This is a genomic window from Parabacteroides chinchillae, from assembly GCF_900108035.1.
GTDB lineage: Bacteria > Bacteroidota > Bacteroidia > Bacteroidales > Tannerellaceae > Parabacteroides > Parabacteroides chinchillae.
The window spans coordinates 190655-215648 of sequence record NZ_FNVS01000001.1 but is presented as its reverse complement, the minus strand read 5'-3'; the positions used below and the strand labels follow the sequence as shown (position 1 = coordinate 215648).

General features: G+C 43.8%; 16 protein-coding genes. 4 read left to right on the top strand and 12 right to left on the bottom strand.

The annotated features are described in order from the left end of the window. Positions 1–16: 16 nt before the first annotated feature. The 5 genes from dapF to gltB form a co-directional block, all read right to left on the bottom strand. Positions 17–826: a diaminopimelate epimerase gene (gene dapF / locus C4S38_RS00810; protein ID WP_103982142.1), complete on the bottom strand. Its 810-nt coding sequence runs from the start codon at positions 824–826 to the stop codon at positions 17–19. A gap of 415 nt (positions 827–1241) precedes the next feature. Then, complete coding sequence (locus tag C4S38_RS00805) at positions 1242–2948, bottom strand: hypothetical protein (RefSeq protein WP_146059432.1); 1707 nt, start codon at positions 2946–2948, stop codon at positions 1242–1244. Between the two features lie 138 nt (positions 2949–3086). After that, positions 3087–4751, bottom strand: coding sequence for an asparagine synthase B (gene asnB / locus C4S38_RS00800; protein WP_103982140.1), 1665 nt, complete (start codon positions 4749–4751; stop codon positions 3087–3089). A gap of 20 nt (positions 4752–4771) precedes the next feature. Beyond that, a complete protein-coding gene (locus tag C4S38_RS00795) occupies positions 4772–6196 on the bottom strand; it encodes a glutamate synthase subunit beta (protein WP_103982139.1) in 1425 nt (474 codons plus the stop codon). Between the two features lie 157 nt (positions 6197–6353). Further along, positions 6354–10868: a glutamate synthase large subunit gene (gene gltB, locus C4S38_RS00790; protein ID WP_103982138.1), complete on the bottom strand. Its 4515-nt coding sequence runs from the start codon at positions 10866–10868 to the stop codon at positions 6354–6356. Between the two features lie 360 nt (positions 10869–11228). On the opposite strand from gltB, the gene C4S38_RS00785 reads away from it, so the two are divergent. The 4 genes from C4S38_RS00785 to C4S38_RS00770 all read left to right on the top strand — a co-directional run bounded on the left by C4S38_RS00785 (position 11229) and on the right by C4S38_RS00770 (position 18297). Then, on the top strand, positions 11229–13115 hold the full coding sequence (locus C4S38_RS00785) for an amidophosphoribosyltransferase (RefSeq protein WP_103982137.1): 1887 nt from the start codon (positions 11229–11231) through the stop codon (positions 13113–13115). Then, complete coding sequence (carA, locus tag C4S38_RS00780; RefSeq protein ID WP_103982136.1) at positions 13112–14215, top strand: glutamine-hydrolyzing carbamoyl-phosphate synthase small subunit; 1104 nt, start codon at positions 13112–13114, stop codon at positions 14213–14215. The genes C4S38_RS00785 and carA overlap by 4 nt, the downstream gene beginning before the upstream one ends. 183 nt (positions 14216–14398) lie before the next feature. After that, positions 14399–17626 (top strand): carbamoyl-phosphate synthase (glutamine-hydrolyzing) large subunit, encoded by a 3228-nt coding sequence (gene carB, locus C4S38_RS00775; RefSeq protein WP_103982135.1) that lies wholly within the window; start codon positions 14399–14401, stop codon positions 17624–17626. 83 nt (positions 17627–17709) lie between these two features. After that, positions 17710–18297 (top strand): Crp/Fnr family transcriptional regulator, encoded by a 588-nt coding sequence (locus C4S38_RS00770; protein ID WP_103982134.1) that lies wholly within the window; start codon positions 17710–17712, stop codon positions 18295–18297. Between the two features lie 54 nt (positions 18298–18351). Here the strand turns inward: C4S38_RS00770 and C4S38_RS00765 are convergent, their stop codons facing one another. The 7 genes from C4S38_RS00765 to C4S38_RS00735 form a co-directional block, all read right to left on the bottom strand. Next, positions 18352–19494: an iron-containing alcohol dehydrogenase gene (locus tag C4S38_RS00765; RefSeq protein WP_103982133.1), complete on the bottom strand. Its 1143-nt coding sequence runs from the start codon at positions 19492–19494 to the stop codon at positions 18352–18354. A gap of 42 nt (positions 19495–19536) precedes the next feature. Then, positions 19537–20310, bottom strand: a complete 774-nt coding sequence (gene trpA / locus C4S38_RS00760) for a tryptophan synthase subunit alpha (protein WP_103982132.1) — start codon at positions 20308–20310, stop codon at positions 19537–19539. 67 nt (positions 20311–20377) lie between these two features. Next, positions 20378–21028 (bottom strand): phosphoribosylanthranilate isomerase, encoded by a 651-nt coding sequence (locus C4S38_RS00755; protein WP_103982131.1) that lies wholly within the window; start codon positions 21026–21028, stop codon positions 20378–20380. Next, positions 21025–21831, bottom strand: a complete 807-nt coding sequence (gene trpC, locus C4S38_RS00750) for an indole-3-glycerol phosphate synthase TrpC (protein WP_200817932.1) — start codon at positions 21829–21831, stop codon at positions 21025–21027. Before trpC ends, C4S38_RS00755 begins: the two co-directional genes overlap by 4 nt. A 109-nt stretch (positions 21832–21940) precedes the next feature. Beyond that, complete coding sequence (gene trpD, locus C4S38_RS00745) at positions 21941–22936, bottom strand: anthranilate phosphoribosyltransferase (RefSeq protein WP_103982130.1); 996 nt, start codon at positions 22934–22936, stop codon at positions 21941–21943. Continuing rightward, a complete protein-coding gene (locus C4S38_RS00740) occupies positions 22933–23508 on the bottom strand; it encodes an anthranilate synthase component II (protein WP_103982129.1) in 576 nt (191 codons plus the stop codon). The genes trpD and C4S38_RS00740 overlap by 4 nt, the downstream gene beginning before the upstream one ends. A gap of 51 nt (positions 23509–23559) precedes the next feature. Then, positions 23560–24963 carry an anthranilate synthase component I family protein gene (locus C4S38_RS00735; protein ID WP_103982128.1) on the bottom strand — a complete coding sequence of 468 codons (1404 nt, stop codon included), beginning with the start codon at positions 24961–24963 and terminating at the stop codon, positions 23560–23562. Positions 24964–24994: the final 31 nt, after the last annotated feature.

Sequence of the window (24994 nt, the reverse complement as noted above, 5' to 3'; positions counted from 1 at the left end):
TGCTGTTTATTGTTTATTATAAACTTATTGTTCCGTTGAATACTTTTATGGCTTCACCTGTCATATAAACATGGTTGGATTCGTTATCCCACCGGATAGAAAGTATCCCTCCGTCCATAATTATATTAGTAAGCCTTCCGCTTTTGCCATTCACAATGGCAGCTACAGCGGTTGCGCAGGCTCCTGTTCCACAAGCCTGGGTAATGCCTGATCCTCTTTCCCATACCTTCATTCTGATTTCTTCTTCGGTTATAACTTGTGCGAATTCTATATTGGTACGATGGGGGAATAAAGGATGATGCTCCAACAGAGGCCCTATTTCGGAAAGGTTCACCTTGGCTATATTTTCCACAAAAATAACTAAATGCGGATTACCCATCGATATAACGGTACCGATATATTGTTTGCCTCCTGCTTCCAGTTCCAGAGCTATTTCGCCAATGGTAGGGGCACCCATGTCTACGGTAACCAGGGTTACTTTCTTCCGTTTGACGGTTAATTGCAATTCTTTGATGCCTGACAGGGTTTCCAATGTGATGGTTTTCTTTTTTGTCAGACCTTTTTCGTATACGTATTTGCCGATACAACGGGAGGCATTTCCACACATCATGGCTTCTGAGCCGTCTGCATTATAGATGTGCATGCTGAAGTCGGCAATATCTGACGGGCCTATTAAAACCAATCCATCCGAACCTATTCCTGTGTGAGGTGCACTCCATTTGACGGCTAGTTCCTCCGGATTGGCAAGAGGATAGAGCATTGTGTTGACGTATATGTAGTCATTTCCGGTTCCGTGCATCTTTGTGAATTTGACTTGGTGTGTCATTTTTACTCCTTGAATCTTGTTGTTGTAACTTTTTGTTTTGTAACAATACAAATATATGACGTTTTGTGATTTAATGTTGCTTATATATGTCTGAATGCTTATTAAATATTGCTCTTGTAATAATTTGTGTTGTTAATATCCATTTTTGCTTATAATCTGTAATTAAAACCAATTGTTCAAATATTATTTGTAACTCATGACTAGCTTCTATTAGATAATAAGTCATGCTTATGCGGTGAAATTATAACTTGTGTGGATGGTATATGGCCTTCTTTGTGTTAAATGGGAAGCGAAACAGAGATAATTCTGACAAAATGGAAATAAAAAAAGAGGCTTAAAATAATAAAAGAGGAGCCGTTCGATAATTCGAACGGCTCCTCTTGAATAGCAAATCAGTAAAAGAATGTTCTACCGGTTAGTTTGCTTTAATCTTGAATGATTTTCTTGCATTATCTTTTATAATTGTAACAATATAAATGTTATCTTTTGCTAAAGAAGGAATAGCGATATATTCGTTTGTTCCGGAGATAATTCCATTAGTAAGTTTAGCTCCATTTATGCTGACAACAGAATAGGTAGCTTTATCACAGTTTTCAACATAGATTCCGCCTTCTTGTACATATACATTTGCATCTTCAAGAACAGGAGACGCTTCGTTGCTGGTGATAACGCCAAGTGCATTAGACTTAACGAATGCGGTAGCCATCGGGGTGTCTGATCCTGCAGGCGTAAATTCAATCTTGATCTTTTGGTCTGCAGTAGGAACTGTAGCCTTTATAGCCATAGCTTCAGCTAATGTATTGCTTTCATTTCTTGTTTTCATTGTTACATTGACAATGACATTACTTTCTTGCAGGCTTATAGCTTCTAATGTTGTCTTAACATTAATAGCCATTACATTGATTGTTGGTTTAGCAGTTTCGCTTTCGTAATACACAGAGTCTATTGTTATATCAATATTCTGATTCATGTCTGCTTTCAGATTACCGATAATGCCGGCAACCAAAGATGACATCATGTTACCGAATGTGGTGCTTAAAGAAGCAGGCATTGTAATAACTTGAGCTGAAGTTTTAGTCCATTCCAAATCTTCACTGTTAACAACACCATCACCATTAGTATCTGCAGAAGGAACAGCACTGATCTCATTTGTAGTTGTTAGTAACATATTAGCTCCATTTACAGAAATGACAGGAGTTAACTTACGGTAGCCGTTGATTTTGCTGTCCGTACCATAAGAAGCTAAAACAATTGCTTCGACAGGCATACCTGTTGTTGATTTCAGGTTTGCATATACTGTGGCATCGCCCATAAGAATAGAAGCAGTAGGAGCCTGTAATGGTTTGCCAAACAAACTGGCTTTGATAGTACCTGCCGTCATTAACTTAGTCATGTCTAAAGTTACCATAAAGTTAGGTACTTCTGCCAAGCTGCTAACCATTCCGCGTAAAGCATCTTCCATTACAATAGAATAACTTAAAATGCCATTGCTGCCTTTTGTTTCTTCGATAGATAACAGATCGCCTGCTTTTAACGGGAAGTTTTCAATGCTTGACCCCAGACCTGCTAATAAAGGACTTAAAGATAAAGTAGCGCGGAATGAACTGTATGGTAAAATAGTGCCTTTGTCTCCTGATGTGAATGATACGGTTAGCAACTCGCCAAGTACATCAATAGAAGCAACAATTTTGTGAGGTATTTTTATACTGACAGGGCGTACACCCATTGCAAATGTGAAATCTTTAGATTCGCTGAATGTTAGTTTTACTTTCTTTAACAGGCTGCTTACAGCATCAGGCATACCTGTCATTTTGATAGAACTTAAATCTACATTCATGCTGTCAGGAATGACATCAATCACTGTTGGAGTGGCAGCTCTTGTAGCCAAGCCTTGTTGAAAAAATAGAGGGGATGAAACAATACCTTCGATTGTAGGATTCGTTAATGCCATGAAGTCTACACCCGAAATAGTTTTAACCTGATCAAATATGGCTGGCACTATCTCTTTAACGATAGCAGCTTTTTCTGCATTTGTTAATTGGGGCTGGTTCTGCGCAGAACCAGTGAATGTTGTTGCAAACAACATTACCAATGCACTAATAAAAGTAAAGATTTTTTTCATATATACACGATTTAAATTATTAATAAACCTCGACAAAGGTATCATATAAAATAAAACGTTCAAGGATTTTTTCGAATAATTATTGGTGTCGAATAATATAGCAACAATATAAAATTCAGCCTCTGTTGATAATGAATTTTAATGGGAAGCTTTGTGTATGCCCGTTACAGAACGTCCGCTTGGGTCATTTCTGTTTTTGAAAGAGGTGTCCCAAACAAGTGCCTCTGCTGTTGAACAGGCTACACTAGGTACGCTTGGTACACTCCGTGCAGCACATTCACTAGGGAAATGTTCTTCAAAAATGCTGCGATAATAATATTCTTCTTTATTTTGTGGCGGATTAATCGGAAACCGTTTTGTTGCATGAAGCATATCGTTGTCTGATACGGCTTCCGCCGCTATTTTTTTTAATGTATCAATCCAATTGTAGCCAACACCATCGGAGAATTGCTCCTTTTGTCGCCATACTATTTCGTGAGGAAGCATTTTCGAGAATGCTTCGCGTAAAATCTTCTTTTCAATGATTTCTCCGGGGCACATTTTTGCTGTAGGATTAAGGCGCATTGCCACATCCAGAAATTTTTTGTCGAGAAACGGAACGCGTCCTTCCACTCCCCATGCACAAAGGCTTTTGTTTGCACGCAAGCAATCATATAGATAAAGCTTTCTGAGTTTGCGGATAGTCTCTTCGTGGAATGTTTTTGCATCGGGAGCTTTATGAAAGTATAGATAGCCGCCAAATATTTCATCAGCACCTTCGCCGCTAAGTACCATTTTTATCCCCATACTCCGGATTACGCGGGCCAATAAATACATAGGGGTAGAAGCTCGTACGGTTGTTACATCATAAGTTTCGATGTAATAAATCACATCCCGTATGGCATCTAGTCCTTCTTGTATGGTATAGTTTATTTCGTGATGTATGGTACCGATGTGGTCTGCTACTTTTTGGGCGGCCGCCAGATCGGGAGCTCCTTTAAGGCCAACTGCGAAAGAGTGGAGTTGAGGCCACCAGGCATCTGTTTTTCCATTATTCTCTATTCGTTTGGCGGCATATTTTTTAGCGATGGCTGATATAATGGATGAATCTAGCCCTCCCGATAGGAGCACTCCATAGGGAACATCGCTCATGAGCTGGCGCTGGACGGCTGCTTCAAGAGCGTTATATAATTGTTTTATATTGGATGGATTGTTTTTTACATTATCATAATTTGTCCAATCACGGGTATACCATTTCGTTAGTTCCCGGTTTTTACTATAGAAATAGTGTCCTGGTAAAAACGGTTCATAATGGGTGGCATATCCTTCCAACCCTTTTAGCTCGGAAGATATTAATAGATGTCCTTCGTTGTCATACCCTATATAGAGAGGTATAACGCCTATTGGGTCTCTGGCGATGAGGTAGATATCTTTCTCTTCGTCATACAGTGCAAAGGCAAAGATTCCATTCAGGTCTTCTAAAAAGTTAATGCCTTTTTTCTTGTAGAGTGCGAGGATCACTTCACAGTCCGATCCTGTTTGAAACTCATATTCATCTTTTAATACTTCGCGTAGTTCACGATGGTTGTAGATTTCTCCATTAACGCAAAGAATATGTTTGCCATCTGCGCTGATTAAAGGTTGTCCTCCTGAAGCGGGATCGACGATTGATAAGCGTTCGTGTGCAAGTATTGCAGTCTTGCCCTGGTAAATGCCGCTCCAGTCGGGGCCACGATGACGTATTTGTTTACTCATTTGTAAAGCTTGTCTGCGATAAACGGAAGTATCGCCATGTATATTGAATATTGCTGTTATGCCGCACATAGTTGTTGTTCTTTATAAAGTTATTTGTTCATTAAATATTTATCTATTTCTTCTGCTGTTTTTCTTCCGGATGCCATAGCTTTTACAACCAGACTGGCTCCGCTGACTGCATCTCCACAGGCAAAGACTTTATCCATAATTGTCTGGTTTTTTTTGTTTACGGATATATTCTTGCGTTCGTTGACTGGTAGTGAGAGTTCTTTGATCAGTCCTTCTTGCTCCGGGTGCACGAATCCCATGGCAAGGAATATAAGGTCGGCTTCTATAATCTCTTTCCTGCCGGTTTTTTTTATATCAGGACGACTACCGTTTATAGGAGATGTCCATTTCACCTCTTCCACTTCTACTCCTGTAAGTGTGTTTCCATTTCCTATAAATCGACAGGATGCCAAATTCCAACGACGTAGACATCCTTCTTCGTGGCTACTACTGGTTTTTAATATTTGCGGGTACATGGGCCAAGATGTTTGTGGATTGTACTCTACCGGAGGTTTAGGCATAATTTCTATTTGCGTGACATTTGCCGCTCCATGACGGTTAGCCGTTCCTACGCAATCGCTGCCAGTGTCGCCTCCTCCGATGATGAGTACTTTTTTCCCTTTACAGTTAATAATGTTTTTAGGTGGAATCTGGATACCTTCCAGTTTGCGGTTCTGTTGAGATAGCAATTCCAGTGCAAAATGAATGCCTTTCAGGTTACGTCCTTCGATTGGCAGGTCACGTGGAACTTCCGATCCGATGGCTATGCAAATAGCATCGTAGGAATCCAGTACATCTTTTGCCAATATCTCTTTGCCTACCATCGTGTTTACTTTAAAGATGACACCTTCGTCTTTCATCAGCCGTATCCGGCGGTCTATGATGTTTTTCCCTAATTTGAAATTTGGGATGCCGAAGCGAAGTAAACCACCCGGCAGTTCGTCTTTTTCAAATAAAGTGACTTCATAGCCCCGGCGATTCAGTTGTTGCGCTGTTGCCAATCCGGCCGGCCCACTACCAATAACTGCAACGCGTTTTCCATTGCGGACTGGTTGTTTTGGTGTGATATAACCTTCACGAAAAGCCATTTCTATGATAGCTGCTTCATTTTCACGGATGGTGACAGGTTCATTACAGCTTAATTTCAGCACACAGCTTTTTTCACAGAGAGCCGGGCAGATACGTCCGGTAAACTCAGGAAAGTCGCATGTTTGTTCCAACACGTGGTAGGCTTCTTTCCAGCGTCCTCTGTAAAGCAGGTCTTGCCATTCGGGCTGTTTATTACCCAACGGGCAAGCCCAGTGGCAGAAAGGTACGCCGCAATCCATGCAACGTGATGCTTGTGTGCGCCGGTCGTTGCTGTTCAATGTTTGTTCTACTTCGCTGAAATCGCCTATGCGTTCATGTACAGGCCTGTAGCCTGCTTCTTGTCTGTGTATGGTTAAGAATGCTTTTGGATTTCCCATTGTTGTACTTCTTTTTAATGATGTTTTGTTTGTTATTAATTCCATCCGTTTTGGTGATAAGCTGTCACCTTACCGCGTGGTAGCTCGTCACCTTACCGCGTGGTAGTGTGTCACGCGTACGCGTGACGAGGTCTCACCCGGCCGGGTGGTTCCGGAGTTAATAATCCCGTTGCATTTCGGCTATTTTTTGTTGTAGCTTCATCATCTGTTCTTCCTGCAGTACCTTTTTATATTCTATCGGGATGATGCAGATGAATTCTCCGGAGTATTTGTTCCAGTTATCGAGCATTTTTCTGGCCAGTAGGCTACCTGTATAGCGGTAGTGCTTGCGGATTAATTCGTTCAACTCTTTATTGGTATTACTGTCTTCTATGAGTGATAATTCCACCGTTTCCATGTTACAGAAGTAATCAAAATCGCCGGCTTTATTCCATACATAGGCTATTCCTCCGCTCATACCTGCTGCAAAGTTTCGTCCGGTTTGCCCAAGTATGACCACACGTCCGCCTGTCATATATTCGCAACAGTGGTCACCTACCCCTTCTGCCACAGCAATAGCGCCGGAATTACGTACACAAAAACGTTCTCCTGCACGTCCGTTGATATAGACTTCTCCACTAGTAGCCCCATACATTAAAGTATTACCGGCAATAGTGTTTTCTTCGGCTCTGAAGGTAGATTGTACAGGAGGTATCAGGCTGATGCGACCGCCGCTTAATCCTTTACCTAAATAATCATTGGCTTCTCCTTCGAGGCGGAAATGGATACCATGTGCCAGAAATGCTCCAAAACTTTGTCCTGCAGAACCTTTGAATTTGATGTTTAAGGTATTGTCTGGCAGGCCTGTATTACCATAATGTTTTGCAATCTCACCGGATAACATGGCTCCTACTGAACGGTCTGTGTTGGCAATGGTATAGTTCAGTGATATTTCGTGCTGAAACTTGATGGCAGGCATAGCATGTTTAATGATGTCAATGTCTTTTACATTGTTTATCAGGTGCGCCTGCTTTGTCGTTTTGTGAATGGCATTTTGTTTACCTTCTGCCGGAAAATGAATTAGCTTGTCAAAATTAAGCAGATCATGCTTGGCAATTGAGTCTGATGGTTTACGGATAAGCAAATCCGTATGTCCTATAATCTCATCCAAACTTTTAGCGCCTAATTCAGCCAGATATTCGCGGACTTCTTCTGCCAGGAAAGTGAAAAAGTTTACCAGATACTCACTGCGTCCGCGGAAACGCTTGCGTAGTTCTTCGTCTTGTGTGGCAACTCCTACCGGGCAGGTATTTATATGGCATTTGCGCATCATAACGCATCCCAGGACAATAAGGGCAGAGGTGGCGAATCCAAATTCTTCAGCGCCGAGCAAGGCCATTAGAATAATGTCGCGTCCGGTTTTCAGTTGTCCGTCGGATTGCAGGCGAACTTGTCCGCGAAGATTGTTGAGGACTAATGTTTGTTGTGTCTCGGACAAACCTAATTCGGGTGACACACCGGCATAGCGAATGGAACTTACAGGAGAAGCACCGGTACCACCTTCGGCACCGGAAATGATAATACGGTCTGCTTTGGCCTTAACCACACCAGCAGCAATCGTTCCTACTCCGCTTTCGGCTACCAGCTTAACACTGATTTCGGCATGCGGATTAACATTTTTCAGATCAAAGATAAGTTGTGCGAGGTCTTCTATAGAGTATATATCATGATGAGGTGGCGGCGAAATCAGTGAGATGCCCGGAATAGAATGACGTGTTTTGGCTATAATGTCGTTTACCTTATAGCCTGGTAGTTGTCCTCCCTCGCCGGGTTTTGCTCCTTGTGCGATTTTAATTTGTATTTCATCTGCATTTACCAGGTATTCGGCAGTAACTCCGAACCGGCCGGATGCCACTTGCTTGATGGCAGAACGAAGGGATGTGCCATCTTTACCAGGAATAAAACGTGCCGGATCTTCTCCTCCTTCTCCTGTATTACTCCGTCCGTGTATTTGGTTCATAGCTATAGCGATGGTTTCGTGTGCTTCACGACTAATTGATCCGAAGCTCATTGCACCGGTAACAAAACGTTTCATAATATCGCCAACAGGTTCTACCTGTTCCAGTGGTACGGGTTTCTGTTTTCTGAATGTAAGAAAGTCGCGTAAAAAAATAGGTGTCTCCTTATTATCGATCAGGTGGCTATACTCTTTAAACTTTTTGTAACTTCCCAACCGGGTAGCGAGTTGAAGGGTAGCGATCGTTTCCGGGTTCCATGCATGTTTTTCTCCATCTTTACGGAAAGAATAGACTCCGGCGTTGGGAAGTGGGCTGCCTGATGTTTGTTTGAAAGCCTCTTTGTGCATGGCAATAATATCGCTGGTAATTTCATCTAAGTGGATACCTTCTATATTACTGGTAGTTCCTCCGAAGTATGTGTTTGCTAGTTCGCTGCTGAGGCCGATAGCTTCGAATAGTTTGGCTCCACGGTAACTTCGAATAGTGCTGATACCCATTTTACTGATAACTTTGAACAATCCTTTACATATTGCTTTGATATAATTCTTGCGGGCGGTTTCGTAGTTAAGCTGGATGACTTGGTTGTCTACGATATCTTTGATAATCGCAAATACCATATAAGGGTTGATAGCACTGGCGCCATAACCCAATAAAAGGGCAGCATGCATTATCTCGCGCATGTCTCCTGTTTCTACGACAAGAGCTGTCTGTACGCGTTTCTGTACTGAAATCAGATAATGATGTACGGTACTGACTGCAAGTAATGACGGGATGGGAGCATGTTCTTTGTCTATCCCTTTGTCACTAAGTATAATGTAGTTTGCCCCATCGGCAACGGATTGTTCAGCTTGCTTACAGAGTTTTTCTAATGCAGATTGAAGTCCTTTGCATCCTTTTGCTACTTCAAATAACATGGGTAGTTTGACTGATTTGAACCCTTTGTATCTGATATTACATAAAATATCTAATTGTGTATTTGTAAGAATAGGATGATTTAGTTTAACCATTTTGCAATGGTTTTCATTCGGACTGAGGATTTTGTTACCCACAGCCCCGATATATTCTTCCAGGCTCATAACTAACTCTTCGCGGATCGGATCAATAGGTGGGTTAGTGACCTGTGCAAATTGTTGCCTGAAGTAGTTGTACAATAGTTGTGGGCGGGTGGACAAAGCTGCCAACGGTGTGTCGTTTCCCATAGAACCGATCGGTTCCGTACCATTTGTGGACATAGGTATGAGAATGCGTTCTATATCTTCCCTGTTGTAACCAAAAATATGTAAACGTTGGTCGAACTGGCCTACAATATGAGGAATTTTTCTTCCAGACTTTATTTCATCCAGTTCTACCCGGTTGTTGGCAAGCCATGTACGATAAGGTTGGGCGTTTGCCAGTTCCTTTTTTAATTCACTGTCGTAATATATTTCACCTTTTTCAGTGTCGATGAGAAGTATTTTCCCCGGCTGTAAACGACCTTTTTCTTTGATCTCATTTGGCTCGAAGTCTATTACGCCTACTTCCGAGGCTACTACCATCATGTCATGTTTCGTAATCAGATAGCGTGCAGGTCTTAATCCGTTACGGTCTAGCATACCTCCGGCATAACGACCATCACTGAATAGAAGTGCTGCAGGGCCATCCCATGGTTCCATAAGGATGGAGTGATATTCATAAAAAGCTTTTAAACTTTCGGAGATAGGGTTTTTCTCGTTGAAACTTTCCGGTATCAACATTGTTATAGCATGAGGAAGGCTCATTCCGGAAGCTACAAAAAACTCGAGTACGTTGTCAAGAGAGGCACTGTCACTCATGTTTGGTTGAATAATAGGGCGTATATCTTCTATATCGGGAATGTTGGATGAAGACAGGACACTTTCACGAGCTTCCATCCATCCGCGATTTCCGCGAATCGTATTGATTTCCCCGTTATGTGCAAGCAGTCGAAAAGGTTGTGCCAAACTCCATGTGGGAAATGTGTTGGTACTAAAACGTGAATGTACCAATGCCAGCCCGCTGGTGAAATAATGGTTTGTTAAGTCAGGGAAATAGTGACGCAGCTGCATCGACTCCAGCATACCTTTATATATAATACTTCTGGTAGATAAGGATACGATATAGAAGTTTTCTTTTCCAGGTAAATTGGCTGAAGCGATCTTTTTCTCAATTCGTTTACGAATGATGTATAGCTTTAGCTCCATAGTTTGTTGGTCATTACAGCCGGTAACAAATATTTGTTTAATATCCGGTTCAGTTTCCTGTGCAGATTTTCCTAAAATACTTGTGTTAACCGGTACTTTTCGGAGATGCATTAATGTTAGCCCCTCTTTTTCTATTTCTTCTATTATAATGCTGAGTATGGCAGTTTGTTGTTGTTCATCTTTGGGTAGAAACACAAGTCCGGTTCCATATTTACCTTTTTCAGGTACAGGAATCCCTTGAAGTAAAATAAATTCATGGGGAATCTGTAACATGATGCCAGCACCGTCTCCAGTTTTATTGTCAGCCCCTTCAGCCCCCCGATGCCGCATATTTTCCAATACTTTTAGAGCCGATTCAACAATGTTGTGTGATTTCTCTCCATGAATGTTAACTAACATTCCAACTCCACATGCATCGTGTTCGTAAGCAGAGTTGTATAAGCCTCTTTGACTGGTGAAATGATCTTTTTTGCTCATTTTGTATATCTATTTGATTTGTTATTTCTGTAATATGTGTCTAAATGATATGCAAATATAATTTTATGTTTCATATTGGAATATATTATTGTCTCTTGATTTTTGTTTGATTTAGGTCCGGGAAGCAACAGGCTTTAAATTGTTAGATAAATGAGCAGAAATACTTATAATTTATAGTTTTATAGTAGGATGTTTTTAGCTAATTGTTATTTTGTCTATTTGTCTGATGTTTTATATATAAATTAACTAAATGCTGTATTTGATAATTATTTGTGTTAATATGTTATTTATCGGGCTTATTTATAATCAATATGAAATATAATATTTGTAACTTTGTCGCCGTATTAAAATAAAACCCCAATGGAAGTACTTAAACATGAGTGTGGAGTCGCCATGATTCGGTTATTGAAACCTTTAGAGTATTATTACGAGAAGTATGGAACCTGGATGTATGGGCTCAATAAACTTTATCTGCTGATGGAAAAGCAGCATAACCGCGGACAGGAAGGTGCCGGTTTAGCTTGTGTTAAATTGGAAGCAAGTCCCGGCGAAGAATATATGTTTCGTGAAAGGGCACTTGGAACAAGTGCAATAACAGATATATTTTCTGCTGTTCATCAACATTACAAAGAACTACCTTCCGATAAATCGAATGATCCATATTACGCCAAGGCTAACCTTCCTTTTGCAGGAGAGCTTTATATGGGGCATCTCCGTTATAGTACCACCGGCAAATCCGGTATTTCTTATATCCATCCTTTTTTACGGCGCAATAACTGGCGTGCCAAGAATCTGGCTCTTTGCGGTAACTTCAACCTGACAAACGTAGACGATATTTTCCATGAGATAACAGCTATCGGTCAACACCCGCGTAAATACTCCGATACATATATCATGTTGGAGCAGATGGGGCATCGTTTGGATCGTGAAGTAGAACGTCTTTATTGCAAGAGTGAGGCAGAGGGGTTGACCGGAATGGATATTACCCATGCTATAGAAAATCAGATTGATCTGTCAAACGTACTGAAACGCTGTGCTCCACAATGGGATGGAGGTTATGTAATATGCGGCCTTACAGGTAGTGGCGAATTTTTTAGTGTACGTGATCCGTGGGGTATTCGTCCGGCTTTTTACTATGTGGACGACGAGATTGCTGTACTTGCTTCGGAACGTCCGGTTATACAGACTGCAATGAATGTGCAAGTAGAGGATATAAAAGAACTGAATAGGGGAGAAGCCCTCTTTATCAATAAGAAGGGAGAAATCCGGACTTCACAGATTATAGAACCGAAAGAGAATAAAGCTTGCTCTTTCGAACGTATCTATTTCTCCCGGGGTAGCGACGTAGATATATATAAGGAAAGGAAGCTACTGGGCAGCAATCTGGTGCCTGATATACTGAACGCTGTAGATCATGATCTGGATCATACCGTCTTCTCTTTCATCCCAAATACGGCGGAGGTTGCTTATTTTGGTATGGAGGAGGGATTAAACAATTACTTGAACCGCCTTAAAACCGAACAGATTATCGGCAGCAAACGCCTTCTTGATGAACAAGAGTTGTCTGATATCCTTTCTAAGCGCGTTCGTTGTGAGAAAGTGGCGATTAAAGACATAAAATTGCGTACCTTTATAGCCGAAGGCAACAGCCGTAACGATCTGGCTGCTCATGTATACGATATTACTTACGGAAGTTTGGAGCCGTATATAGACAATCTGGTCGTGATAGACGATAGTATCGTTCGCGGAACAACTCTGAAGCAAAGCATTATCAGTATCCTCGATCGCTTGCATCCGAAGAAGATCGTCATAGTTTCTTCTTCTCCCCAGGTTCGATACCCGGATTATTATGGTATTGATATGTCGCGGATGAGCGAATTTATAGCCTTTAAGGCTGCAGTGGCATTATTGAGAGACCGGGGAATGGAAAACATCATCCTGGAGGTTTACCGGAAGGCAAAAGAACAACAGATGGCAGGGAGAGATCTGATCGTAAACTATGTAAAGGAGATTTATGCTCCTTTTACCGACCGGGAGATATCGGCTAAGATGGTTGAACTGCTTACCACGGAGAAGACCCGGACAAAGGTGGAGATTGTCTATCAGACTTTGGAAGGGCTGCACGCATCTTGTCCTGACCATCCGGGCGATTGGTATTTTTCGGGCGATTATCCGACACCGGGAGGAGCACGGTTGGTAAACAAAGCCTTCATTAATTACATGGAAGAAGAATATTTAGTCAAATGACACAACATATGGATTATATGCAGAAAGAAAAAAAAGCAACATTGATTCTGGATGACGGTACTGTTTTCCGAGGCATCTCTTTTGGTGCTGATAAAAACATTGCCGGCGAAGTAGTGTTCAACACTGCCATGACAGGATACCCGGAAAGTTTGACCGATCCCTCTTATGCCGGTCAGTTGATGGTCTTGACTTATCCGTTGGCAGGCAATTATGGAGTACCTCCACGCATCTTCAATGAAGAAGGGATTGCAACCTTTATGGAGAGCGAAAAGATACATGCGGAAGCAATTATTGTGAGCGACTACAGCCATGAATATAGCCATTGGAACGCGGTGGAAAGCCTTGGCGACTGGCTCAAGGATGAGGGCGTTCCGGGCATTTATGGCATTGATACCCGTGCGTTGACAAAGAAGTTGCGCGAACATGGTGTAATGATGGGACGCATTATTATTGGAGACGATGATAAGGAGAATGTGTCCGGTTTCGGGCAATATGGAAATGTAAACTATGTGGATAACGTATCCTGCAAAGAAGTTATTACGTATGCTGGAGGGAAGAAACGTGTTGTGTTAGTTGATTGCGGAGTAAAACATAATATTATCCGCAGCCTTTTGAAACGGAATGTAACGGTAATCCGTGTGCCCTGGGACTATGATTTCAATCAATTGGAATACGATGGATTATTTCTTTCGAACGGCCCGGGCGACCCCGATACCTGCGATGCTGCCGTACAGAATATCCGTAAAGCGTTGCAGGGCGATAAGCCCATCTGCGGCATTTGTATGGGAAACCAATTGCTGGCAAAAGCCGGTGGTGCTTCTATCTATAAATTGAAGTACGGACATCGCAGCCATAACCAGCCGGTACGTATGGTTGGTACGGAAAAATGCTTTGTCACCTCCCAGAATCATGGTTATGCAGTAGATAACGACACATTGGGTACTGAATGGGAACCGCTCTTTATCAATATGAACGATGGTACCAACGAAGGCATACGTCATAAGACAAAGCCCTTCTTTTCCGCTCAGTTTCACCCCGAAGCATGCAGCGGCCCTACAGATACGGAGTTCATTTTTGATGACTTTGTGGCTCTGCTGTGACAGGACAGGTTTGCGAGAAGCTCAAATTTAACCGCAGCTACATCTGTAATTAAATTGTAGGGCTTCGCATACATGTCGGAAGTTTAGGGTGACTTAGTAGCCGGGTAGAAATAGCCTGTTGTTTTTAACTACTTTGCTTCTTACATTACGGATTGGCATTAATAAAGAAAAGATAATAATACAATGAAAGAAAATATAAAGAAAGTCCTGGTACTAGGTTCCGGCGCACTTAAGATAGGTGAAGCCGGCGAGTTCGACTATTCGGGCAGCCAGGCATTGAAGGCTATCAAAGAAGAGGGTATTCATACGGTGCTCATCAATCCTAATATTGCTACGGTGCAAACGTCCGAAGGGGTTGCCGATACGGTTTACTTCCTGCCTGTCACTCCTTTTTTTGTAGAAAAGGTAATTGCCAAGGAGCGTCCTGACGGTATTTTATTGGCCTTTGGAGGGCAAACGGCACTGAATTGCGGTGTGGTTTTGTATCAGAGTGGAGTATTGGAGAAATATGATGTGCGCGTATTAGGAACGCCGGTGCAGGCTATCATGGATACGGAAGACCGCGAACTGTTTGTCCGTAAGTTGGACGAAATCGGTGTGAAGACTATAAAAAGTGAAGCGGTAGATAATATCGTTGATGCCCGCCGTGCAGCCAAAGAACTGGGATATCCGGTTATCATCCGCGCAGCATATGCGTTGGGTGGACTTGGTTCTGGCTTTTGCGATAATGAAGAAGAGCTGGATGTACTGGCGGAAAAAGCCTTTTCTTTCTCCCCGCAAGTATTGGTAGAAAAGAGTTTGAAGGGGTGGAAAGAGGTGGAATACGAGGTGGTGCGCGACCGCTTCGACAACTGTATCACTGTCTGCAACATGGAAAACTTCGATCCGCTTGGCATCCATACAGGTGAATCGATTGTGATAGCTCCTTCGCAAACGCTTACTAATAGCGAGTATCATAAGCTCCGTGAGCTGGCAATCCGCATCATTCGCCATATCGGCATTGTAGGAGAATGTAATGTGCAATATGCTTTCGATCCGGAAAGTGAAGATTACCGGGTGATTGAGGTAAATGCCCGCTTGAGCCGTTCGTCGGCATTGGCATCAAAGGCAACTGGTTATCCGCTGGCATTTGTCGCTGCCAAGTTGGGTCTGGGTTATGGTTTGTTTGATTTGAAGAATTCGGTGACGAAGACTACGAGCGCTTTCTTCGAACCGGCTCTGGACTATGTGGTTTGTAAAATTCCGCGTTGGGATTTGGGGAAATTCCACGGCGTAGCCCGTGAACTAGGCAGCAGCATGAAGTCGGTAGGCGAGGTGATGGCTATCGGACGTACGTTTGAGGAAGCCATTCAAAAAGGTCTTCGTATGATTGGACAGGGAATGCACGGTTTTGTAGAGAATAAAGAACTGGTCATACCGGATATAGATAAAGCTTTGCACGAACCGACCGACTCCCGCATTTTTGTTATCTCGAAGGCTTTCCGTGCCGGTTATACTGTAGACCAGATACATGAGCTTACCCGGATAGACCGCTGGTTCCTGCAAAAGCTGTATGGTATTATGCAAACCGATAAAGAACTGCGGGCATTTGATATGAAAGGAATACAACGTTGGCGGTTAGACCCGGCCTTGATTCGCCGGGCGAAGGTTCAAGGTTTCTCGGACTTCCAGATTGCACGGGCTCTTGGTTTGGATGATGATATAGAGAAAGGAATGATGCAGGTGCGTCAATTCCGTAAAGAACATAACATACTGCCTGTTGTAAAACAAATCGACACGTTGGCTGCCGAATATCCGGCTCAGACTAACTACCTGTACCTGACTTACAGCGGAACAGAGAATGATGTGCAATATGTCGGCGACCGCCGTTCGATAGTTGTGCTGGGCTCCGGTGCATACCGTATCGGCAGTTCAGTCGAGTTTGATTGGTGTGGAGTGCAGGCGTTGAATACGATCCGCAAGGAAGGTTGGCGCTCTGTTATGATCAACTATAATCCTGAAACCGTGTCGACAGACTATGATATGTGTGATCGCCTTTACTTTGACGAACTGACTTTCGAACGTGTGATGGATATTCTCGAATTGGAAAATCCGCACGGCGTGATTGTCTCTACCGGAGGTCAGATACCAAATAATTTGGCTATGCGTTTGGATGAACAACATGTCAATATCCTCGGAACTTCTGCAAAGAGTATCGATAATGCCGAAGACCGTGAAAAGTTCTCTGCCATGCTTGACCGGATCGGTGTAGACCAGCCCCGCTGGAAGGAGCTTTCTTCGATGGAAGACATCCATGCTTTTGTGGATGAAGTCGGGTTTCCTGTATTGGTTCGTCCGAGCTATGTACTGAGTGGTGCTGCTATGAATGTTTGTTCTAATCAGGACGAGTTGGAACGCTTCCTCAAGCTGGCCGCCAATGTGTCGAAAAAACACCCGGTTGTGGTGAGCCAGTTTATCGAACATGCCAAGGAGGTGGAAATGGATGCTGTTGCCGATAAAGGTGAGATTGTCATGTATGCAATCAGCGAACATATCGAGTTTGCGGGTGTCCATTCCGGCGATGCAACTATTCAGTTCCCTGCACAAAAACTGTATGTGGAAACAGTCCGTCGTATCAAACGCATCAGCAAGCAGATTGCAAAAGAACTGAATATCTCCGGCCCGTTCAATATTCAGTATTTGGCCAAGGGCAATGAGATAAAGGTGATAGAGTGTAATCTCCGTGCTTCCCGAAGCTTCCCCTTTGTGAGCAAGGTGTTGAAGATAAACTTTATCGAACTGGCTACCCGCATTATGTTGGGATTGCCTGTCGAAAAACCTAATAAGAATGAATTTGACCTGGATTATGTAGGTATCAAAGCTTCCCAGTTCTCCTTTAACCGTTTGCAAAAAGCTGACCCTGTATTAGGTGTGGATATGGCCTCTACCGGTGAGGTGGGTTGTATAGGTGATGATCTATCCGAGGCCGTTTTGAAGAGTATGCTTTCGGTCGGTTACCGTATTCCGGCAAAGAACATTCTACTTTCTACCGGTACGCCGAAACAGAAAGTGGCAATGCTTGATGCGGCAAAGATGTTAGCGGCGAAAGGCTATAACCTTTATGCTACCGGAGGTACATATCGTTTCCTGGCAGAAAACAATATACCCTGTACTCAGGTGTACTGGCCGAGTGAGCAAGGCGAGCCGCAGGCACTTACCATGTTGCATGAAAAGAAGATTGATATGGTAGTGAACATACCCCGTGATCTTTCTGCCGGTGAATTGGATAACGGTTATAAGATACGTCGTGCTGCTACAGACCTGAATATTCCGCTTATCACGAACGCTCGTCTGGCAAGTGCTTTTATCGAAGCCTTCTGTACATTAAGTATAGACGATATTCAGATTAAAAGCTGGCAGGAATATAAATAGTTGATATAAGTTTTGATGAACTTTTTCTATGTTTGGATATATCAATTAATTTCTATCTTTGCGTTGATTAAAAACGACTTTGAATGAATTCCCAAAGAGATATAGCACATAAGATTGTAGAGCTATCGTATCCTCCGTTTCAAATAACTGAAGAAGCTGTAGATAAGTTGGCCTCTATATTAATCCGTACAGACCTGAAGAAAAATACAATATTCCTGAATGAAGGGGAAATCTGTAAACAGATAGGATATGTAGAGAAAGGCATGATCCGCCAGTTTTACTTTAAAAACAAGAAAGATCTGACAGAACATTTTGCATGTGAGCATAGTATTTTTATCTGTATTGAAAGCTTTCTTCGTCAGCGTCCGGCGCATTTGATGGTAGAAGCTCTGGAAAATACAGTTTTGTATGGGATTCCTCATGATCCATTATTGAAATTAGCTTCTGAAAATTATGAGATCGAAGTCATTTATCGTGGCTTGTTGGAAGATTCTCTCATTTTATCACAGCGGAAAACAGACTCATTCCGTTTTGAAACGGCTAACGAGCGTTATAACCGTTTGTTGAAAGAACATCCCGAAATCATACAGCGTGCACCATTGTCTCACATTGCTTCCTATCTTCTTATGACGCCGGAAACGCTCAGCAGGGTGCGTGCCAGTTTGCAGTAAAAAACAGGGAGGTGTAAAAATCACCTCCCTGTTTTCGTATTAAATAAGCTTCATTTATTTACAGTTTTCAAGAATAGCCCTTGCTGTCTTTCCGTCTACATTCTGACATTCGCCAAAAGCAACACCGCGTTTGTTGAAACGATGTTCTATTTCGGTAATTGTTTCGTCACCGATGTTTACTTCTGATAAACGGGTTTGTAATCCGAGACTACGGAAGAACTGTTCTGTTTTTTCTATTGCCTTGTCTATTCGTTCGTTGGCCGAACCATAGTTGATGCCCCAGACACGTTCACCGTATTGGAGAATCTTGTCTTTTTTCTGGTCACGGAGGGTGCGAAGGGTTCCGGGAAAAACAATTGCCAGTGTAGCGCCGTGGGTCAGGCCATGGAGTGCTGTCAGTTCATGCCCGATCATGTGAGTTGCCCAGTCCTGCGATACTCCCATAGATATGAAACCGTTTAATCCCATTGTTGCAGACAGCATAAAATCGGCCATCAGATTGTAATTCTTGGGATCATTTTTGATTTGAGGGGCTATTTCAACGAGAGTATCTAGTATTCCTTCCGCCCAGCGATCCATCAGCCGGGATTGTCCGGTGGTTGTCATATATTGCTCCATCACATGTACAAAAGTGTCGGCAATTCCGCAGGCTATCTGGAAAGAAGGTAATGAGAAAGTCGTCTCCGGGTCAAGTATGGAGAATACCGGATAGTCGCTGTAAAATGGGTATTTTTCTTGTGTCTCCTTGCAGGAAATTACAGCCCCGTTATTCATTTCCGAACCAGTGGCGGGCAGGGTGAGGACAGTTCCCATTGGAATACAATCGTAATAAGAACCTTTTTTTACGAGGTCCCAGGCATCTCCGTTATAATTCAGCCCGGCAGAAATCAGTTTGGTTCCGTCTATAACTGAGCCACCGCCAACAGCAACCAGGAAGTCTATCTGCTTCCCTTTTCCCAACTCGATAGCTTTGCGGAGAGTTTCGATGGTCGGATTAGGTTCGATACCCCAGAATTCTACAATATCACGGCCTTTAAGGGCTCTGATTACCTGATCGTATACTCCGTTTTTCTTTATGCTTCCTCCTCCAAACGTTACCATGATGTGGTGGACGGCTGGAATGGCCGTTGTTAACTTTTCGATCATACCCTTGCCGAAAATCAGGCGGGTTGGATTGTGAAATGTGAAATTGTTCATCTTTTCGGATTTTAATTTATGAATAAAACATCACGAAGATTGCTATTGTTTCAGAGCTTCCAGTAACTTATCGACTGCTTCCGCAGGTGTAGCTTCGCTTTTTAGCAGTTGTACAAACTTACTGCCGATGATAGTGCCCGATGAATTGGCTACGGCTGCTTCGTAAGTAGCTTTATTGCTGATGCCGAAACCGATCAGCCGTGGGTTGTGCAATCCCATTGCATTGATGCGGCGGAAATAGGCTTGCTTTTTTTCATCGAAATCTTTTTGTGCCCCGGTGACGGCAGCGCTTGATACCATGTAGATAAATCCGCTGGTATGAGCGTCAATGAGACGTATGCGTTCTTCGGAGGTTTCGGGGGTAATGAGCATGATGACTTTTAGATCGTAACGGTCGGCTATGGGTTTGTAATCTTCCATATAGTCGGCATATGGAAGGTCGGGAATGATAACACCGGATACACCTGCATCTGCACAACTTTGGCAAAAAGCCTCAAATCCGTATTGCATGATAGGGTTGAGGTACCCCATCAGAATTACAGGAATATGTATATCATGATGTATTTCTTTTAATTGTTGAAAGAGCAGACGGAGAGTCATTCCGTTTCGCAGCGCTTGTGTGGCTGCTTCCTGAATGACGGGGCCATCGGCCATTGGGTCAGAGAAAGGGATGCCTACTTCCACCATATCGATGCCTTTGTTTTGAAGGGCTTGAAGGGTGGCTGCCGTATTGTTGAGGCCGGGATAACCGGCTGTGAAAAAGACGGACAGTATACCGCCTTTTTTGGTGTTGAATAAGTTTGTGATGCGATTCATATTGATAATATTAATTAGTAGTTAAGTAGTCAAGTAGTTAAGAATAATAGCGACTCTGACTACTTAACTACTTTGACTTCTTAGATTTCTTGACTTCTCTGATTGCGGAGAGGAAAGTTCGTAATTTTTCTACGTCTTTCAGTCCGGGTTGGGTTTCAAAACCGCTATTCAGGTCTATGCCGATAAACCGGGGATGGCGGAAATGGCGGATGCCTTCAATACTGTCCGGGTTGATTCCACCACTCAGTAGAAAAGGAGTCTCACCTTTATAGGTTGATAGAATATTCCAGTCGAACTGTTGTCCGCTACCTCCGTAAACATTGCATTTGGTATCGAAAAGGAAATAGTCAATACGTCCTTCGTATTTTACCGTCTGCTCCAAATCTTCGGCGGAAGCTATGGGGATGGCTTTAACAATGGCATAGCCCCGTTTCTGAAGGGTGTAGCAATCGTCCGGACTTTCATTGCCGTGCAGTTGCAGGTAGTCCAGGCCGAAAGAGGTAGCTGTCTGTATCATCGTCTCAACGGAAGCATTGACAAAGACACCAACCTTTTTCAGTTGACAGGTGCGCAAGCGGTATTCTTGAAGATGATTGTCAACTGCTTCAAATCGTCTTGGCGATTTGGGGTAGAAGATAAAGCCTATCCAGTCCACGTTCAGCCTGGCAACGTCGCGTATATTGTCCGGCTCGCGCATGCCGCATACTTTTACGATCATGATAATTGTTGGATTAGCCGGGTTAATGCTTCACCCGGATTTCCGGTTTTCATAAACGCTTCACCCATGAGGAATCCGCGGAATCCACCTTCGCGCAGCCGTATAATCGTTTCGGCATCCGATAGTCCGCTTTCCGAAACTAGCAATGGTGCTTTCGTTTCCTTTTCCGCATGTTCGCGTAACTTCTCTGCCAGACGGAAGGAGTTTTGCACATCTGTATGGAAGGTTCCGAGGTTACGATTGTTTACTCCCAGCATGTCGATGCAATCATTCAAGTGATCCAGTTCTTCGGCGGAGTGCACTTCGAGCAGTACTTCCAGTTGCAGGCTGTGTGCCGTCTCTGCTAATTGCCGGCACTCTTCAACGGTGAGGGCGGCAGCAATCAGAAGAACAGCATCGGCACCCATTACCCTGGCCTGAAATAGTTGGTACGGATCAATAATGAAATCTTTCCTGAGCAACGGTAGCGTGGATATGCGCCTCGCCTTTTGCAGATCACCCAATGAACCTCCAAAAAAATTATGATCTGTCAGGATGGAGCATGCTGCAGCACCACCCTCCTCGTAAGAAGGCACGACAACCGCTGCGTCAGCTTTCGGAAACAACCATCCCTTCGACGGACTCTTTCGTTTGAATTCCGCAATGATCCCAGCTGATGACTCCAGCGCTGCCCGCATGCTGAGCGGCGCTCTGTCGAGGCGGTCGCTTGCCATGCCGAGCATCGTTTGTAGTGGAACAGCCTGTTTATGTTGTGCCACCTCCAGACGTTTGTTGACTATAATATCGTTTAATATATCTTTCATAATCTGTTTTATTTCTATTCTATATCTTTTGCTTGCAGCTGCATCTTTATGCTTGTGCAGCAAGTAAAAGGAGTTACTGCATCTTTTCCTGTCTGGCAATCCAGGGCGATCAGCTATTCAGTGATACAAACTTTTTGAAGGTTTTTAACGCTTTTCCGCTGAAAAGCGCCTCTTTTGCTTCCGTGAGACAATCCGCTATCTTTTTATCAGGACAGATTACTTGTATGGCGAATGCAGCATTTGCTATTACACAATTGGTTTGTGCAGGTGTGGCGGTTCCCGAAAGGACTGCATCAAAAATACGGGCGGCATCGTCTACGGTTGCTCCTCCGTCCAGATCGGCTTCCGTGCATCGGGTAAGTCCGAGCATTTCGGGGGTGTAGAGTTTTTCTTTCTCTGCCATGGCAACCTTAAATTCAGCCGTAAGCGAAATTTCATCGTACCCGTCCAGACTGTGTACTACGGCGAAATGCGTCCCGCTCTCTTGATACGTGTAGTTGTAGAGCCTTAACAGTGGCAGGTTGTAGACTCCTAACAGTTGATAGGTCGGAATCACAGGATTTACCAACGGCCCCAACATGTTGAAAAAACTACGCACGCCCAGGCTTTTGCGAACGGAGGCTACAGCCTTCAAGGCAGGGTTGAAGAGTGGGGCATGCAGGTAGGCGATGCGGCACTCGCCGATGGAACGGCGCAGATGCTCGATTTCGTTTGTAAATTTAACGCCGTGCTGTTCCATTACATTGCTGGCTCCGCTTACCGATGTGGCTCCATAATTGCCGTGCTTCACTACGTTGTAGCCTGCACCTGCCACTACAAAACACGCACAGGTACTGATGTTGAATGTGTTCTTGCCGTCGCCTCCCGTACCTACTATGTCGATAGGCTTGTACTCGGAAAGGTCGATGGGAATTCGCATTTCGAGTAATGCTTCCCTGAAACCCGTCAGTTCTTCTACGGAAATGTTGCGCATCAGAAATACGGTGATGAGGCTGGCTATCTGGGAGTCGTTGTAACTTCCTCCGGCGATGTTCTGAAGTATTCTGCGTGCCTCGTCACGACCCAGATACTGATGTTCGAACAATCTGTACAATATATCTTTCATGCAAATGATGTTTTTAGCCAGTTGCTTATAATGATCTTGCCTTTGGGGGTAAGAACGGATTCGGGATGAAATTGTATGCCGCGGACATCATACCGCCGATGGCGCAGGGCCATGATTTGTCCTTCTTCGCAATCCTCGGCAGTGACTTCAAGGCAATCGGGGAAGTTTTCGTGCGAAACGACCCACGAATGGTAACGCCCGGCGCGAAATCCGGGTTCGAGTCCTGCAAAAAGGGGATCGGGGGCGATGACACGGATGTCTGAGCAAACGCCGTGGTGTACGTTCGCCAGGTTGATTAGCTTTGCACCGAATGCTTCGCCGATGGCCTGCTCGCCAAGGCAGACGCCCAGGATGCTTTTTGTTGGCGCATAACGGCGGATGAGAGGAAGCAGAATGCCGGCTTCTTCCGGTATGCCGGGGCCGGGTGAAAGGAGAATCTTGTCGAAACGTTCTACTTCGTCCAGTGCAATCTTGTCATTGCGGTACACCTCTACATCGGCGTCCAGTTCCTTCAGTATATGAAGCAGATTATAGGTGAAGGAATCGTAATTATCGAATAAAAGAATCTTCATTGTCTTGTATTTGTTTATTTATATTTGTGTGTTATTCTGTCAAGCCTCCGGTTAATTAATAAGTTGATTGGCCAGGTCGATTGCTTTTTTCAGTGCTCCCAGCTTATTGTTTACCTCCTGCAGTTCGCGTTCGTCATTGCTTTTGGCTACTATGCCGGCGCCGGCCTGATAATAGAGGACGTTTCCGCGGCTCACAAAAGTGCGGATCGTGATGGCTTGGTTCAGATCGCCGTCCATACCGATAAATCCTATGCAGCCGCCGTAAGCTCCGCGGTTGTGTTTCTCTATCCCGGTAATGAGCTGCATGGCACGAACTTTGGGTGCACCGCTCAAAGTTCCGGCCGGAAAGGTATCTATATAGGTTTTCACCGGGTTACTTTCCGGATCGACCTCTCCGCTTACACGTGATACGAGGTGGATTACATGGCTGTAATATTGTACCTCTTTATAGAAATCTACTTGTACATCGTGTGCGTTCCGGCTTAAATCGTTTCGGGCAAGGTCTACCAGCATGACATGCTCGGCATTCTCTTTCGGATCGGCCAGAAGCGCTTCGGTACGCTGGCGGTCTACTTCCACATTTCCTGTTCTGAAGGCTGTTCCTGCAATCGGATCGATGCTGGCATGTCCATCGGCTACTTTGCAATGCGTCTCCGGAGAAGAACCGAAGATGCGGAAGCCTCCGAAATCAAAATAGAATAAATAAGGTGACGGATTGATACTGCGCAGGGCACGATAAACCTTGAAATCATCCCCTTTAAACGGTTGCTCGAAGCGACGGCTCAGTACGATTTGGAAAACGTCGCCACGCAGGCAGTGATGGATGCCCTGGCGCACCATTGTTTTGTATTCGTCGTCGGTGATGGGAGAGGTTTCTTTACCGACAGATTGAAAATTGTAGGAGGCGTAGTTACGGTTTTCGATCAGTGTCTCGATTTCCTGCAGGTTGCCTTTTTCGCCATCAATAACCAATTCCACCAAGGCGAGTTCGTTTTTAAAATGATTGAAGACCAGTATATACTTATATAATATGTATAGCATGTCGGGAGCATCATTTTCTTCGTGGTGCGCTTCCATGACCGGGATATTCTCAAAATAGCGTATGGCATCGAAGGCTGTGTAACCAAAAAGACCGCAAACTTTCCGGTCGGCTCCTTCTATGCTGAAACTGGACAGGAAGGCATTCATTGCATCTGCAACGTTATGCGTTTCGGTTATCGGACTTACTTTGCGACTTCCGTCAGGATAGACCGCCGTACATTCGCCATTGTTGATGCCAATACTGGCCAAAGGGCAAAGAGCTATGTAAGAAAGGCTGTTTTCATTTCCATGAAAATCAGAGCTTTCCAATAGCGCCGACTCCGGGTATATATCCCGCACTTTCAGATAGATGCTTACGGGGGTATGAAGGTCGCCCATCACACGCTTGCTTATTGTTTTAAATTTATAGTTCATAACGGTGTTATTTAATACCAGTTTACATGAT